The sequence below is a fragment of the Thalassolituus sp. ST750PaO-4 genome, from assembly GCF_020320405.1.
GTDB classification, from domain to species: Bacteria; Pseudomonadota; Gammaproteobacteria; order Pseudomonadales; family Oceanobacteraceae; genus Venatoribacter; species Venatoribacter alkanivorans.
In genome coordinates this window covers 324789-339971 of record NZ_JABVCB010000013.1, presented here as the reverse complement: position 1 = coordinate 339971, position 15183 = coordinate 324789, and the positions used below count along the sequence as shown (strand labels likewise).

At 55.8% G+C, this 15183-nt stretch carries 11 protein-coding genes and 1 tRNA gene; 9 read left to right on the top strand and 3 right to left on the bottom strand.

The window, feature by feature from the left end:
• Positions 1-115: 115 nt before the first annotated feature.
• Positions 116-1948: an RNA polymerase sigma factor RpoD gene (rpoD, locus tag HUF18_RS17010; RefSeq protein WP_145466432.1), complete on the top strand. Its 1833-nt coding sequence runs from the start codon at positions 116-118 to the stop codon at positions 1946-1948.
• An 84-nt stretch (positions 1949-2032) separates the two neighbouring features.
• Here rpoD and HUF18_RS17005 read toward each other — a convergent pair whose 3' ends face one another.
• Positions 2033-2476 carry a multidrug/biocide efflux PACE transporter gene (locus tag HUF18_RS17005; RefSeq protein WP_225693047.1) on the bottom strand — a complete coding sequence of 148 codons (444 nt, stop codon included), beginning with the start codon at positions 2474-2476 and terminating at the stop codon, positions 2033-2035.
• Positions 2477-2570: 94 nt separating this feature from the next.
• Here HUF18_RS17005 and HUF18_RS17000 point away from each other — a divergent pair, with 94 nt between their 5' ends.
• The 3 genes from HUF18_RS17000 (at position 2571) to HUF18_RS16990 (ending at position 4843) form a co-directional block, all read left to right on the top strand.
• The gene (locus tag HUF18_RS17000) at positions 2571-3458 is read left to right on the top strand and encodes a LysR family transcriptional regulator (protein ID WP_225693046.1); all 888 of its coding nucleotides are present in this window, start codon (positions 2571-2573) and stop codon (positions 3456-3458) included.
• 127 nt (positions 3459-3585) lie between these two features.
• A complete protein-coding gene (locus tag HUF18_RS16995; protein WP_225693045.1) occupies positions 3586-4509 on the top strand; it encodes an AEC family transporter in 924 nt (307 codons plus the stop codon).
• Between the two features lie 257 nt (positions 4510-4766).
• Positions 4767-4843: transfer RNA gene (locus tag HUF18_RS16990), tRNA-Ile, on the top strand.
• Positions 4844-4995: 152 nt separating this feature from the next.
• Here HUF18_RS16990 and HUF18_RS16985 read toward each other — a convergent pair.
• Positions 4996-8133: a multidrug efflux RND transporter permease subunit gene (locus tag HUF18_RS16985; RefSeq protein ID WP_225693044.1), complete on the bottom strand. Its 3138-nt coding sequence runs from the start codon at positions 8131-8133 to the stop codon at positions 4996-4998.
• A gap of 16 nt (positions 8134-8149) precedes the next feature.
• Positions 8150-9307 carry an efflux RND transporter periplasmic adaptor subunit gene (locus HUF18_RS16980; RefSeq protein WP_225693043.1) on the bottom strand — a complete coding sequence of 386 codons (1158 nt, stop codon included), beginning with the start codon at positions 9305-9307 and terminating at the stop codon, positions 8150-8152.
• Between the two features lie 170 nt (positions 9308-9477).
• Between HUF18_RS16980 and HUF18_RS16975 the strand changes: the two genes are divergently transcribed.
• The 5 genes from HUF18_RS16975 to HUF18_RS16955 all read left to right on the top strand — a co-directional run bounded on the left by HUF18_RS16975 (position 9478) and on the right by HUF18_RS16955 (position 15166).
• Positions 9478-10206: a response regulator gene (locus HUF18_RS16975; RefSeq protein WP_145466438.1), complete on the top strand. Its 729-nt coding sequence runs from the start codon at positions 9478-9480 to the stop codon at positions 10204-10206.
• Complete coding sequence (locus HUF18_RS16970) at positions 10203-11282, top strand: ATP-binding protein (protein WP_225693042.1); 1080 nt, start codon at positions 10203-10205, stop codon at positions 11280-11282. Before HUF18_RS16975 ends, HUF18_RS16970 begins: the two co-directional genes overlap by 4 nt.
• Before the next feature lie 239 nt (positions 11283-11521).
• Entirely contained in the window at positions 11522-12979 is a 1458-nt protein-coding gene (locus tag HUF18_RS16965) for a TrkH family potassium uptake protein (RefSeq protein ID WP_446751466.1), read from the top strand.
• Between the two features lie 4 nt (positions 12980-12983).
• Positions 12984-14477: a sensor histidine kinase gene (locus tag HUF18_RS16960; RefSeq protein ID WP_225693040.1), complete on the top strand. Its 1494-nt coding sequence runs from the start codon at positions 12984-12986 to the stop codon at positions 14475-14477.
• Positions 14474-15166 carry a response regulator gene (locus HUF18_RS16955; protein ID WP_225693039.1) on the top strand — a complete coding sequence of 231 codons (693 nt, stop codon included), beginning with the start codon at positions 14474-14476 and terminating at the stop codon, positions 15164-15166. Before HUF18_RS16960 ends, HUF18_RS16955 begins: the two co-directional genes overlap by 4 nt.
• Positions 15167-15183: the final 17 nt, after the last annotated feature.

The window sequence follows — 15183 nt, the reverse complement described above, 5'->3', positions numbered from 1 at the left end:
CACCGGCATCCGCAAAAACAGCGGAACCTAACGTCGTGCCTATGGCCTAAAGATCGGTTAAAAGTTATACTTCGGCGTTTTTCTTCCGCCTTAAAAAACGGAACACAGGGCTTCTATGTCAGCGAACACGCAACAATCCCGTCTTAAAGAACTTATCGCCAAAGGCAAAGAGCAGGGTTACCTGACTTATGCCCAGGTAAACGACCACCTGCCGGACGATATTGCCAATCCGGATCAGGTCGAAGACATCATCCGCATGATCAACGATATCGGTATTCCGGTATCTGAAGTTGCGCCCGATGGTGACTCACTGTTTATGTCTGATGCCGCCGATGACGCCGCAGCAGAAGAAGCGGCCGCTGCCCTGGCTCTGGTTGAATCCGACGTTGGCCGCACCACCGACCCTGTGCGTATGTATATGCGCGAAATGGGTACTGTGGAACTGCTGACCCGCGAAGGCGAAATCGTGATCGCCAAGCGTATCGAAGAAGGTATCCGCGAAGTGATGTCCGCCCTGGCTTACTATCCGGGCGCTGCGGAAACCATTCTGAACGCATTCAGAGAAGCGGAAGAAGATCCGAACCGCGTTGGCGATATTTTCTCCGGTTTTATCGATCCGTCCGATGTTGATCCTGAGCCAGGCCCTCAAGCCGGTCCGGAAGCCGCTGCTGCCGCAGAAGAAGCCGACGATGACAGCACCGATGACGACGACAGCACCGATGACAGCGAAGACAGCGGCATCGACATGGCCGAAGTTACCCGTCGTTTCGATGAAATCCGTGCAGCCCATGACGCCATGGAAAAATCCCTGGCCAAAAATGGTCGTGCGCACAAGAAAACCGAAGAAGCCCTGGCCAAACTGGCCGAGCTGTTCGCACCCATTAAACTGACGCCAAAATACTTCGACTCACTGGTTAACAGTGCACGCGATGCGCTGGATCTGATCCGTACCCAGGAACGTCAGATCATGGTGATGATGACCCGTAAGTGCGGCATGGACCGTAAAGACTTCATCAAAGAATTTCAGGGTAACGAAGTCAGCAACGAATGGATCGACGGCCTGATCGCTGCCGGTCACAGCTACTCGAAAAAACTCGACACCTACCGTCTGGAAATTTTCCGTTCGCAGAAGAAAATCCGCGCCGTTGAAGAACGCGTTGGTCTGAGCATTCCGGAAATTAAAGAAGTTAACCGTCGCGTATCCATCGGTGAAGCCCGCGCCCGCCGCGCCAAGAAAGAAATGGTTGAGGCTAACCTGCGTCTGGTTATTTCCATCGCTAAAAAATACACCAACCGTGGTCTGCAGTTCCTCGATCTGATTCAGGAAGGCAACATCGGTCTGATGAAAGCGGTAGATAAATTCGAATACCGTCGTGGTTATAAATTCTCCACCTATGCAACCTGGTGGATTCGTCAGGCGATTACCCGTTCTATCGCTGACCAGGCGCGCACCATCCGTATTCCGGTACACATGATCGAAACCATCAACAAACTGAACCGCATCTCCCGTCAGATGCTGCAGGAGATGGGTCGTGAGCCAACGCCGGAAGAACTGGCTGAGCGAATGGAAATGCCGGAAGACAAAATCCGCAAAGTACTGAAGATTGCCAAAGAACCAATCTCCATGGAAACCCCGATCGGTGACGATGAAGATTCACATCTGGGCGACTTCATCGAAGATACTCACTCCGAGTCTCCTCTCGATGTTGCCACCTCTGACGGCCTGACCGAAGCCACCCGCTCTGTGCTGGCTGGCCTGACCGCAAGAGAAGCCAAAGTACTGCGTATGCGCTTCGGTATCGACATGAATACCGACCACACGCTGGAAGAAGTCGGCAAACAGTTCGACGTAACCCGTGAGCGTATCCGTCAGATCGAAGCCAAGGCTCTGCGCAAACTGCGTCACCCTTCACGCTCCGATCACCTGCGCAGCTTTATCGACGAGTAATCGTCCGCGCATAAAAAAACCCGCCACGTGCGGGTTTTTTTATGCTCTTTTATTAGCCAACCGAACATCAAACAATGGCCAACATCAAACAACAACAGCTGCCGGCTTTGTTTTGCTTTGCCAGCGTCCCCACGCCTTATCAAATACCCAGTTATAGAGCACGGTGTAAGGCAGAATAAAAACGAAGAATGCCAGCTCGACAAAGAATGCCTGCCACAGTGTCAGACCCAGCATCCAGGCCGCCAGCGGCAGACACAGCACCACCAATCCGGCTTCAAAGGCCACACCGTGTAACAGCCGCACGCGGAAACGCCACTGTTGCCGGTCGGTTGGCCAGTAACGGTCAATCAGGCCGTTGTAAACCATGTTCCACAGCATCGCCAGCAACGACATCATTACCGTCAGAGCACCGGTCGTGGCGACCTCAGCATTCAGTACCCAGGCCATTAACGGAGTAAACAGCAAAATGGCAATCAGCTCGAAACCGGTGGCGTGAATAATTCGTTCTTTGTTCAGGATGGTCTTCATGGTCTTGGTCTGTTGTCTGGCAAATAAAGCGAATTGCTATGATCTTTCATAAAACAGATACTTAAAACATAGCTTCCATCGGTTTTATCAATACATGCGCTACTCTCCGGAATCTCTGAAAGCCTTTGTTGAGGCGGCCGCCAGCGGCTCCTTTTCCGCCGCCGCACGGCGTCTGGGCAAGAGCCAGTCGACCATCAGCATCGCCATTGCCAATCTGGAAACGGATATTGGCTGCCCACTGTTCGACCGCAGCGGCCGTCAGCCGCAACTGAACGAAGCCGGTCGCCAGGTGCTGGTGCAGGTGGAAGCCATTCTCGCCGCCAGCGAACAACTCGATGCCCTGGCCCAGCGGCTGGCGGCTAATATTGAACCCTTGCTGTCACTGGTGATGACCGATATCTACAGCGTCGTCTTTCATGGCGAAGTGATGGCCAGCTTTGCCGAACGCTTTCCGCACACAGAGCTGCGCTGTGGCCCGGCGGAAGGCGCCGATGTCATCGATATGATTCAGAAGGGCCAGGTGCATATGGGCATCCTCGCCGCGCAAAGTCAGTACCCGGCCGACGTCGCCACCGCCCGCCTGCCGGATAATGCACAGTTCAGCCTGTATGTGCACCGCGACCATCCGCTGGCCAGACTGACCAGCCCACGCCGGCAGGATCTGGAAAATGAACGTCAGCTGCTGATCCGTACCTATGCTCCCGGCAGCCAGCCAAGCCATGGACAGGTCTGGTCGGCCCCCGATTATCTGACCTTAATGGAATTTGCTGAACGCGGTTTCGGTTGGGCAGAATTGCCCAGAGCACTGGTGCAGCGCTTTGGCAAACAGCTGCAGGAACTGTCTGTCACCGGTTATCCGCGCGGCGTGGAAATCGATGTTGCCTGGTCACGCCGCACAGCTCTTGGGCCAGCAGGGCAATGGCTGCTGGAACAACTGCAGGTTCGTCGCGAAGGGCAGCGGAACCCGGTGCGGAAAACCTGAACCTCAAAGCAACCTCTACATAAACCCAGCACAACAAGTCTGTGCAGCACGACTACGACTAAATCCAGATTGTGACGTCGGAGCCACCCCACTATGCTGACAGCGTACTCAATGCCGTAGCGCTAAAATGTCTTTTATTCTCAATACCCTGACGCCTATTTTTGGCCTGATCCTGCTCGGTTTTATTCTGCGCAAAACTCACCGTCTGGGCGAAAGTGCCGCTTCCGAACTGAACCGGCTGGTGGTCTGGCTGTGCCTGCCGGCGCTGCTGTTTAACCTCACCGCCAAAGCTCAGCTGGCCGATATCTGGCACAGCGGTTTTGTGCTCACCTTTACCCTCGCCACCCTCGCTACCTTTGTTATCACCCTGCTGTGGCGCTCCCAGCGAGGTGCGCCGCTGTCTGCAGCTAGTCTGGAGGCTCTGGGCGCCTCCTATGCCAACACCGGTTACGTTGGTATTCCACTATGCCTGTTTGTGCTCGGCGACAACGGCCTGGCACCGGCCCTGATTGCCACTCTGGTAGTGGTCAGCCTGTTGTTTGCCATCGCCGTTATCTGTGTCGAAGTCAGCCTGCAGAAAGGCCGGGGAATCGGTCAGGCAATGCTCAAAGTAGGAATCGCCCTGCTGAAAAACCCACTGGTAATTTCGCCACTGATTGGTATCGCCTGGAACCTGCTGAATCTGGATGTACCGGCGGTGGCCGGTGCTCTGCTGACCTTACTCGGCGACGCCACTGTGCCCTGTGCCTTAATTTCACTCGGTGCTTTTCTCGCCCATAAACAACCCGGCAATACCCGCGGCGCCGGCACACTGGTGGGCATTAAGCTTATTGCCCATCCGCTTTTTACCTGGCTGCTCGCCACCTACGTGTTTGCTCTGCCGCCGCTGTGGGCCAGTGCCGCAGTATTGCTCAGCGCCCTGCCGACGGGCACCGGCCCCTATATGCTGGCCGAGTTTTATCAGCAGGATGCCGCCGTAGTCTCGCGCACCATTCTGCTCAGCACCCTGGGGTCAGTGCTGACGCTATCCGCCCTGCTGATCTGGCTGTAAGCCAGACGGCTGCTACAGCAACTAACACAACCATCGGCACAGCAACCAACACAACCGCCGGCACAGCAATCGATACAACAATCAATACAACAGCCCGGCCAAAGCCGGCAAGCAGTGGCCTCACCCGACACTTTTCTTATGCAAATCAAAGAGGTGGCACTCACACTGAGAGCTGCTTATAATGCAGCCTCTTTTCAAAGCTGCAGGACTGCAGCCACTGCCGGATTTGCTGCAGACAAGCAGCGGATAGCGCACAAGGGCCTTTAGCTCAGTTGGTTAGAGCATGCGACTCATAATCGCCAGGTCCCCGGTTCGAGCCCGGGAAGGCCCACCATTTTTTCCTTTAAAATCAAAATCTTAAAATAAATACACCCTGTTGTGCGGTGATGCTCCTGATGAGCACATTTCCAGATAACCTGAGCAGGCCTCTGATCAGAAAATCCCAGACTTATTCCTGAAACAGTGGCCGGATCAGCAACCGACAGATCACAGGCTTTGCCCTGTCTGCGCACGTTGGTTACGTTGCGCGCGCCAGGCGCTGAAGCGTTCCTGCGTGCCAATAACAAAGACAAAGAAAGCCGGTACAAAGAACACCGCCAGCACAGTGCTACTGAGCATGCCACCGAATACTCCGGTGCCGATGGCGTGCTGGGTTTCGGCACTGGCGCCGGAGGCAAGCATCAGCGGCAGCACACCGAGGGTAAAGGCCAGCGAGGTCATCAGAATCGGACGCAGGCGCAGGCGCGCGGCGGTCACCGCTGATTCGATCAGCGATGTTCCCTCTGCATGCAACTGGCGAGCGAATTCAACGATCAGGATGGCATTCTTCGCCGACAGGCCGATGATGGTGATCATGCCCACCTTAAAGAACACGTCGTTGGGCATACCACGCAGCATCACCGCGGCCACCGCACCCAGCAGGCCGAGCGGCACCACCAGCATCACCGACAACGGAATCGACCAGCTTTCGTACAGCGCCGCCAGTACCAGAAAAACCACCAGCGCCGACAACAGCATCAGCAGCGGAGCCTGCGCCGCCGACTGGCGTTCCTGCAATGACGCCCCCGTCCAGGCTGCGGCATAGCCTTTTGGCAGCTGCGCCACCAGACGTTCCATTTCGGCCATCGCAGCACCGCTGGACACACCGGGCGCTGCACCTCCGGAAATACGCATTGCCGGAAAGCCCTGGAAGCGCAGCAACTGTTGCGCCGACTCGCTCCACACCGGCGTTACCACCTCACGCAGCGCCACCATACCGCCACTGGTATTGCGCACGCGCAGATCAAGTACATCGTCCAGCTGCATACGAGCCGGGGCATCAGCCTGCAGGATGACCTGCTGCATACGGCCGGCATTGGGGAAATCATTAACGTACAGCGAGCCCATCGCCGCCGACAGCGTGTTGCTCACGTCAATAAAAGACAAACCCATGGCCGCGGCTTTCTGCCGGTCAATTTCAAGATGAATACTTTCACCGGGCGGCAGGCCATCCGGATAAACGTCACTGACGATCCCGCTCTGTGCAGCCAGCTCCAGCAGCTGTGCCTGCGCCGCCAGCAAGGCAGCCTCGCCACGGTTAGCCCGATCCTGCAGGAACAGACTGAAACCGGAAGAGGTACCCAGCTCATCGATGGCCGGTGGCATCAGGCTCATCACCGTACCTTCGACGCTACCGGCCATAGCCTGCTGCGCCAGTTCAGCTTCTTCCGCTGCGCTAGCACCATCTCGCTGATCCCAGTCTTTGAGCATGGTGAACGCCATCGCGGCATTGGGACCGGAACCGGCAAAGCTGAAACCAAGCACCACCATATTGGCATCGAGCGCCGGACGTGAAGCGACGTGTGCCTCATAGGCCTTTACCACCTCCAGCGTACGTTCGCTGGTAGCGCCGGCGGGCAGCTGAATGGAGGTCATAAAGTAGCCCTGATCTTCATCCGGCAGAAAGGATGAAGGCAATTGCTGAGCGGCAAGAATCAACACCATACAGAGCACGGCGAACGCCGCCATCATCCGTCCGCTGCGCCCGACCAGACGCGCCACCTGCGCACCATAGCCTGCGGTAAGACGCCCGAATCCCCGGTTAAAGGCACCGAAGAAACCGCGTTTTTCATGGTGGCCGGGGCTCACCGGACGCAATAGCGTGGCGCATAACGCTGGTGTCAGGCTCAGAGCAAGGAAGGCCGAGAACAGAATCGACACCGCCATCGACAGGGTGAACTGCTGGTAAATTACGCCGACCGAACCGCTGCCGAAGGCCATGGGAATAAATACAGCGGTGAGTACCAGCGTAATGCCGATGATTGCCCCGGTGATTTCATTCATTGCCAGCATGGTCGCCTCTTTCGGCGACAGCCCCTGAGTGGCCATCAGCCGCTCGACGTTCTCCACCACCACGATGGCGTCGTCAACGATGATGCCGATGGCCAGCACCATACCGAACATGGTCAGCGAGTTGATCGAGAACCCGGCCAGCAACATCACGGCGAAGGTGCCGAGCAGCGCAATGGGCGCGACGATGGCCGGAATCAGCGTATAGCGCAGGTTCTGCAGGAACAGGAACATCACCAGAAACACCAGCACCATGGCCTCGAACAGGGTATAGATCACCTTTTCGATGGACACCTTGACGAAAGGCGCAGTATCGAACGGTACCGAATAAGCCATGCCTGCCGGCATGCCCGGCGCCAGCTCAGCCAGACGTTCGCGCACGGCTGCAGCGGTACGCACGGCATTGGCACCTGGCGATAACTGAATAGCCGCACTGGTCGCCACCACGCCGTTTTCGCGGTTAGAAAACCCATAAGACTGCGCACCCAGCTCAACCCGTGCAACGTCGCCGAGCAGCAGTGCTGAGCCATCGCTTCCGGCACGCAGAACAATAGCCGCGAACTGCTCCGGGGCCGTCAGTTGTCCCTGCACGGTCAGCGGTACGGTCAGACGCTGGCCCGGCAGTGCGGGTTCGTCGCCAATGCGTCCGGGAGCAATCTGCACATTCTGCTGCTCAATGGCCGCAGCCAGTTCGTTCATGGTCAGGCCATAGGTGCTGAGCTTATCCGGGTCGACCCAGACGCGCATGGCCTGTTCGGCACCGAACAGCTGTACCCGCCCCACACCATCGATGCGGCGCAACTCTTCGACGATATTGCGCGCCATGTAGTCGTTTAATGCGACTTCATCGAACTGGCCGCTGGGCGATGTCAGGCCGACCATCATCAGAAAGCCCGAAGACGCCGACTCGACCTGAAGCCCACTCTGTCGCACGGCTTGCGGCAGTCGCGGCTCGACAGCTTTGATGCGGTTCTGCACATCAACCTGCGCCAGTTCAGCGTCGGTGCCCGGTTTAAACGTTGCCGTGATCTGTGCACTGCCTGAAGCATCGGTGGATGACTCGAAGTACAGCAGATTCTTTACCCCCGACAGCTCGCGCTCGATCAGGCTTACCACCGAGTCGTTGAGCGTCCGCGGTGTAGCCCCCGGATAAGAGGCATAAATACTGACCGACACCGGCGCCACCGGGGGATAGCGGGAGACCGGTAATTGCGGGATGGCGATCACGCCAATCAGGATGATGAATAAGGCGATTACCCAGGCAAACACCGGACGATTAATAAAAAACCGGGACATAACTACGCCTCCAAATTCAGTGCGCGTCAGCGCTGAGCTGCTGACTGCCCGCGGCGTTTTGCCAGGGGTGCGCGACAACCTGCGCGGCCGGGCTCAGGCGTTCGATACCCTCGATGACCACCTGCTGGCCTGCATTCAAGCCGGATACCACGCGGTAATGACGCCCGCTCAGCTCGCCAACCTCGATGGCGACAGGCTGCACCTGTCCTTCAGCATCCAGCACCCACACGCTGGCATCACCCGCCGCACGGGTTACGGCTTCCTGAGGAACAGTCAGCGCAGCAGGATAGTAAGCACGGGGAACCCGGGCACGGACATAAAGACCAGGCAGTAAACGATGTTGCGGGTTTTCGGCCAGCACACGCAGCAGTACGTCGCCGGTACCGGCATCCACTTCAATACCGGAGAACAGGATATGGCCCTGAATGCCAAGCGGCTTACCATCGCTGTTGAGGATTTCCACGGCCGGTTTCGGGCCGTCAGAGGCAGCCTGCTGACGTATATCTTCCAGCATTGAAGCTGGCAGACGTACGTCCACATACACCTGATCAATTTGCTGGATTCTTGCCATGGCGGTGGTGTCCGTCGGCGAAACCAAAGCACCTTCACTGACCAATGCCTGATCGATACGCCCGGAGATAGGCGCTTCAACACGGGCAAACTGCAAATTCAGTTTATGCCGTGCCAGCGTTGCTTTAGCCTGGGCAACGTCAGCCACAGCCTGATCACGTTGCGCCACCGCATCGTCATATACCTGACGGCTGACCGTACCGGCACGCATCAGCGGGGCAAGGCGATTCACTTCATGATGAGCCCTTTTCTGAACGACCTGGGTACGCTCTAAAGCAGCGGCTGCGCTATCAACATCGGCCTGAAATACCGCCGGGTTGATTTGAAACAGTACGTCTCCCGCCTTAACCTCAGCCCCCTGTTCAAACAGACGACGTTGTACAATACCGCTGACCTGCGCCCGTATTTCAGCATTACGGACAGCCTTTACCCGGCCGGACAGGTCTTTGGATAGCAGCAGTTCTCCGGGCTCCAGAGTCATCACCGACACCTCCACCGGAGGAGGCGTTTCCTGAGCCGGTACCGCCGGATCACAACCGGTCAATCCGCACATGGCAATTACGGCTACCGACACAATGCTTAAGTGCCGTTGCTTGAAATACATAAATATTCTCCTCAGCCTCGCTGAACAGCGCTCTCCCAAATGGCGCGTTATCACGCGCCTGAGAACCAGAACGGAATTATGACGGGCAACTGTTGCGATGAACTTGAGGCTTTGTGGAGAACTTATGGAGAGAGTGATAATGTTCGGCCGTTTCAGTGTCAGAGCAATCCATGTCCAACACTAATACTCCTGCAGGCCCGGCAACTCCGGCACTCGTGTTGATTGCCGAAGATGAAACCGAAATTGCCGATATCCTTATTGCTTATCTGCAACGCAGCGGACTGCGCACGCAACACGCCACCGATGGCCATCAGGCGCTGGCCATGCACCAGACATGTAAGCCGGATCTGATGCTTCTTGATGTACAAATGCCGCAACTGGATGGCTGGAATGTTCTGAACGAAATCCGCTCCCGGGGCGATACACCGGTAATTATGCTCACCGCCCTCGATCAGGATATCGATAAGTTAATGGGACTGCGTCTGGGAGCAGACGACTATGTGGTTAAGCCATTCAACCCGGCCGAAGTGGTCGCCAGAGTACAGGCCGTGCTGCGGCGTACGCGGAATCATACGCCTGCCACGGCACAGGTGTTGCGCGTCGGGCAGTTCCAGATCGACCTGGACAGCTACGAAGCAAGCATCTTCCTTAATCATCAGCAGCAGAAACTTGATCTGACACTCACGGAATTCAAGCTGCTCGCCTGCCTGATGCGGGCGCCGAAACGTGTTTTCAGCCGCGAAGAACTGCTGGTCAGCTGCCTGCCTGAAGGCGACAGCCTGGAACGCACGGTCGACAGCCATATCAGCAAATTGCGTAAGAAGCTTGAAGCCGCAGGGATTCAGGGAGTTCCCCTCAGTGTCTGGGGTGTGGGTTATCGTCTGGGGGATGATGTATGAAGCCAGTGGCCGGGTTACGCAGACAAATCATTCAGTCGCTGGCGCTGATGGCACTGGGCATCATTTTCCTGTCGGTGTTTGGTTCTTACGTATTCTATGCCATTGCGATGGCCTACCTGCCGGACAGTATTTCCGAAACCTGGGTACCTTCACGGGTGGAAATGATCTGGATCGTCTGCACCATCATTGCCGCTCTGGTGATGGCGTTGTTCGTCGCTGTTCGTTTGTCACGGCGGATTCTTACGCCGCTGAACTCGGTGGCGGAAAGTCTGCGTGAACTGGCGGAGGGCAAGCTGGACGCCCGCGCTTTTATGGGGCGTTATTCTATGGGTGAAACCGCTCAGCTAGTGTGCGATTTCAATGCCATGGCCGAACGCCTGCAGAATATGACCCGCGAGCGCGAGTTCTGGAATGCTGCCGTGGCTCATGAGCTGCGCACTCCGGTTACCATTCTGCGTGGTCGCCTGCAGGGTTTGGCGGAAGGCGTATTCACTCCCAGCAGTGACCTGTTCCAGGGACTGCTGCGGCAAGTCGAAGGGCTGAACCGCCTGATCGAAGATTTGCGTGTGCTGAGCCTCAACGATAGCGGCCATCTGGAGTTACATCAGACCGAAGTGAAGCTGGCAGAGGAAATCAATGCGGTTATTGATTCTTTCGCTCCCCAGTTATACGCCAAAGGGTTCAGGCTGAATCCGCTGCTCGATAGCACAATGCAGGTCTGGTGTGATGCCGTACGGATACGTCAGGCGCTCATGGCGTTGCTGGAAAATGCCTGTCAGCATGCCGACCCCGGTACCCTGACCATACGTCTTCATCACGCAGAAAATACATATTATCTGAGCGTGACAGACGAAGGCCCGGGCATCCCCGACGACGCTGCAAACCATATATTCGAAGCATTCCACCGGGTTGAACCATCGCGCTCACGGAAAAGTGGCGGCAGCGGTCTTGGCCTTGCCGTCGTCAAAGCCATCACAGAAGCCCACAACGGCCATGCCCTCTGCCAGCGCACAGCTCAGGGAGGAACAACCTTTACTCTTGCCTGGCCGGTTAGTGCCGCACCGGTAAGCCATTGATTCCAAAAGAGTTATTGCCATTACGGGCAGCAAAATGCTCAGCGTTACCGCATCTGCTTGGTAGTAACCCTTCTGAAAAATAAATATCCGGATAACCTGCTCCGGTTACCGTCGCATCATCGGTCCGGCTTGGCTCACTGATTTCCCCTTACGGAATTTTTACGGCAACCCGCGCTTTGCTGTCTCGAATTTTTACAGCCTCCGGCCGGACAATAGCGTTGTTGCCTGTCCGCTGGGAGATGTGCTGCGTGTTAAGGCTTTTTCGTCCGGTTTTATTTGTCTGTGGTCTGCTGGCCTTTGTGATAGCCGCCCTGTTGCTGGTACCGGCCCTGTATTCTTTATTCTGCGGTGACGGTGAGTACCGCGCGTTCTTTCTTGCGGCCTGCATCGTTACGTTAATTGGCTGCACGCTGGTGGTGCCGGGCCTGAACCGTCCCTTTGCCTTAAACGCGCGCCAGTTGTATCTGCTGACCAGTCTGAGCTGGCTGATGCTGTCACTTTACAGCGCCCTGCCGCTGATTCTGGCCAACCATCCGCTGAATTTTTCCGATGCCGTATTTGAGGCGGTGTCAGGCATTACCACGACGGGTTCTACGGTGTTGTCGCAGCTTAATACCCTGCCGCCCTCCATTCTGTTATGGCGCTCAATGCTGCAGTGGATTGGGGGTTTTGGTGTGATTGGTATGGCGGTGTCGATTCTGCCGTTTCTGCGCGTCGGTGGTATGCGTCTGTTCCAGACTGAATCCTCCGACTGGTCGGATAAATCGCTGCCGCGTTTCCACGATCTCGCCCGCGCTCTGCTGTCGGTCTATTGTGGTTTTACCCTGCTCTGTGCATTTTGCTACTGGCTGGCGGGTATGACTCCCTTTGATGCCATTAACCACGCCATGACCACCGTTTCAACCGGTGGTTACGCTACCGATGACAGTTCCATGGGACGCTTTAACAGCACCATTCTGTGGATTTCGGTGGTGTTTATGTTGCTGGGGGGAATGCCGTTTACGCTGTTTATCCGCTTTGTGTCACAAAAGCGTCTGAGCGCACTGCGCGATCAGCAGGTATATGGTTTTTTACTGGTGGTACTGGCGCTGGTTTTCCTGCTCACCCTGCAGCTGTCACTGACTCAGGAACGTGATTTTTTTACCACGCTCACCCATGTAGCTTTTAATATTGTGTCGGTAATTACCACCACGGGCTATGCCTCACAGGATTACACCATGTGGGGCGTATTCAGTGTTTGTCTGTTCTTTTTTGTCACCTTTATTGGCGGTTGTTCTGGTTCAACCAGTGGCGGCATGAAGATATTCCGTTTTCAGCTGTCATGGCTGTTTCTGCGTGATCAGATGAATAAACTGGTGCATCCGCGCGGTACCTTTTCTATCCGCTACAACGGGAAAACCGTCTCCGACGATATTATGGTGTCGGCCGTCGCGTTCTCATTTTTATTCTTTCTGACCCTGACCATTACCAGTCTGGCGCTGGCGGCCACCGGGCTGGATTTTGTTACCTCATTTACCGGCGCCGCCACCGCACTGAGCAATGTCGGCCCGGGTTTAGGTGATATGATTGGTCCGGCCGGTAACTTTGCTCAGGTAACGGATGGCGCAAAATGGATTCTCAGTTTTGCCATGATTCTGGGACGTCTGGAGCTGCTTACCGTGATGGTACTGCTGAGCCCGGTATTCTGGAGGGGATGATTGTATGCTGCTGAACGATAATAGCAGGTGGCGCTGGTCACACTGGCTACTGGCGCTGGCCGCGCCGTTACTGGCCACGCTGGTATGCTGGTTTTTTTCCGATCTTTTACCGGCCGCCAGCCTTGCTTTATTTTATCTGGCAGCGGTACTGCTCACGGCCGTCTCCACCGCCATCCGCCCGGCATTGCTGAGCGCGGTTGTCTCCTTTCTGTCGTACAACTTCTTTTTTACCGCGCCCCATTTCACCCTGTTTATTCTGCACCGCGAAGATATTCTTACCGCCTCTTTGCTGATTCTGGTCGCGCTGGTTACCGGCCAGCTGGCCGCAGGTTTACGGGAAAAAGTCGATGCCCTGCAAAGCAGCGAACGCTGGACCAAACAACAGATGATGCTGGCACAGTCACTGGCTTCCTGTGTGCAGGCCGGAGAACTGATTGATATTTTTCTGCAGGAAGTACAGGCCCTGTTCCGACCCGATTTATTGGCACCAGACACTCAGTCCGCTGTCCACACCCGCGCCAGCAACGAACGCAACGGTGTTAAGAAAGGCAGTTTAAGCAGCCACTGGGATAATCATTGTTTTCATATCGTACTGTGCGACAACGATCAGCATCTGCACGAAATTCAGTTACCACTGAAAGCGCCGGTGAATGCCTGGCTGAAAACCCGTATTGAAGCCACCGCCGAAATTCTGCGCCTCGCCTGGAGCCGGGTATTACTGGTCGAAAATCTGCAGCAGGAAACCGTGATTAAAGAGCGCGAACAATTACGCTCGGCCCTGTTGTCATCCATTTCCCACGATTTACGCACACCACTGGCCACCATGATCGGATCGGTCAGCAGCCTGTGTGATCTGCGCCCAAGCCTGAGTGAAGCACAACAGGATGAACTGTTAAAAAATACACTGTCGGAAGCACGCCGCCTCGACCGTTATATTCAGAAATTACTGGATATGACCAAAATCGGTCAGGGTGAATTAAAACTGGAGCGCGACTGGGCCGGCATCGACGATATACTCAGCGTTTCTCTTAAACGCCTGCAGCCGTTACTCGACGGCCAGCAGATTATTACCCGTATCGATCCTGAATTACCCCTGCTCTACGTCCATGCCGCGCTGCTGGAACAGGCCACCTTTAATGTGTTGGAAAATGCCGTACGCTACACCCCGGCCGGTAAAAATATTCAGATTAATGCCCATGCCAGCGGCAACCGTCTGCTGATTGATATTGCCGACTCCGGGCCGGGTATTCCGCCGGAACACTGGCCGCATATTTTTGATATGTTTTTTACCCTCGCCAAAGGTGATCAACAGACCGGCGGCACCGGCCTCGGCCTGACCATCTGTCAGGGAATTCTCGCCGCCCATGGTGGCAGCGCCGATATTCTTTACAGCTCCGCAGAACAGGGCACCTGTTTCCGCCTCAGCCTGCCTGTGGATAATGCCGTACCTGGAAACAATGCTGAGCCTATGGATAACACCAACCGGGGAACGCTATGACGCGCATTCTGATCATTGATGATGAACCGCAGATCCGCCGCTTTTTAACCATCAGTCTGGAATCGCAGGGCTATCAGCTGAGTGAAGCCGATACCGGCCGCCGCGGGCTTGAACAGATTGCGCTGGAGCAACCGGATCTGATTATTCTTGATCTTGGCTTGCCCGATATCGATGGCCAGCAGGTATTGCGTGAATTACGCACTTTCTGCGAAACGCCGGTCATTGTGTTATCGGTACGCAACAGCGAGCGGGAAAAAGTCGAAGCACTGGATAACGGCTGTAACGACTATGTGGAAAAGCCCTTCGGCGTAAAAGAATTACTGGCCCGCATCCGTGCGGTACTGCGCAGCACCAGTGGAAAAGAACAGGCGCCCATGGGCTACGACGACGGTCATTTAAAAGTGGATTTACCCTCGCGCACCGTCAGCGTTGATGGTGAGCGCATCCGCTTTTCACCGCGGGAATATGAATTATTGCTGGAGCTGATCCAGCACCCGGGGCAAATACTGACGCAGCAATATCTGCTGCGCAAATACTGGGGTGACAGTCATATTGAAGACAGCCATTACCTGCGTATTTTTATCCGCCAGATCCGTAATAAGCTCGGTGACGACCCGACCAGACCTGCTTATATCGAAACCGATGCAGGGGTTGGGTATCGTTTTATCGGTGAATTAAAAAGTCTCTGAATACCTGCACGCTGAAC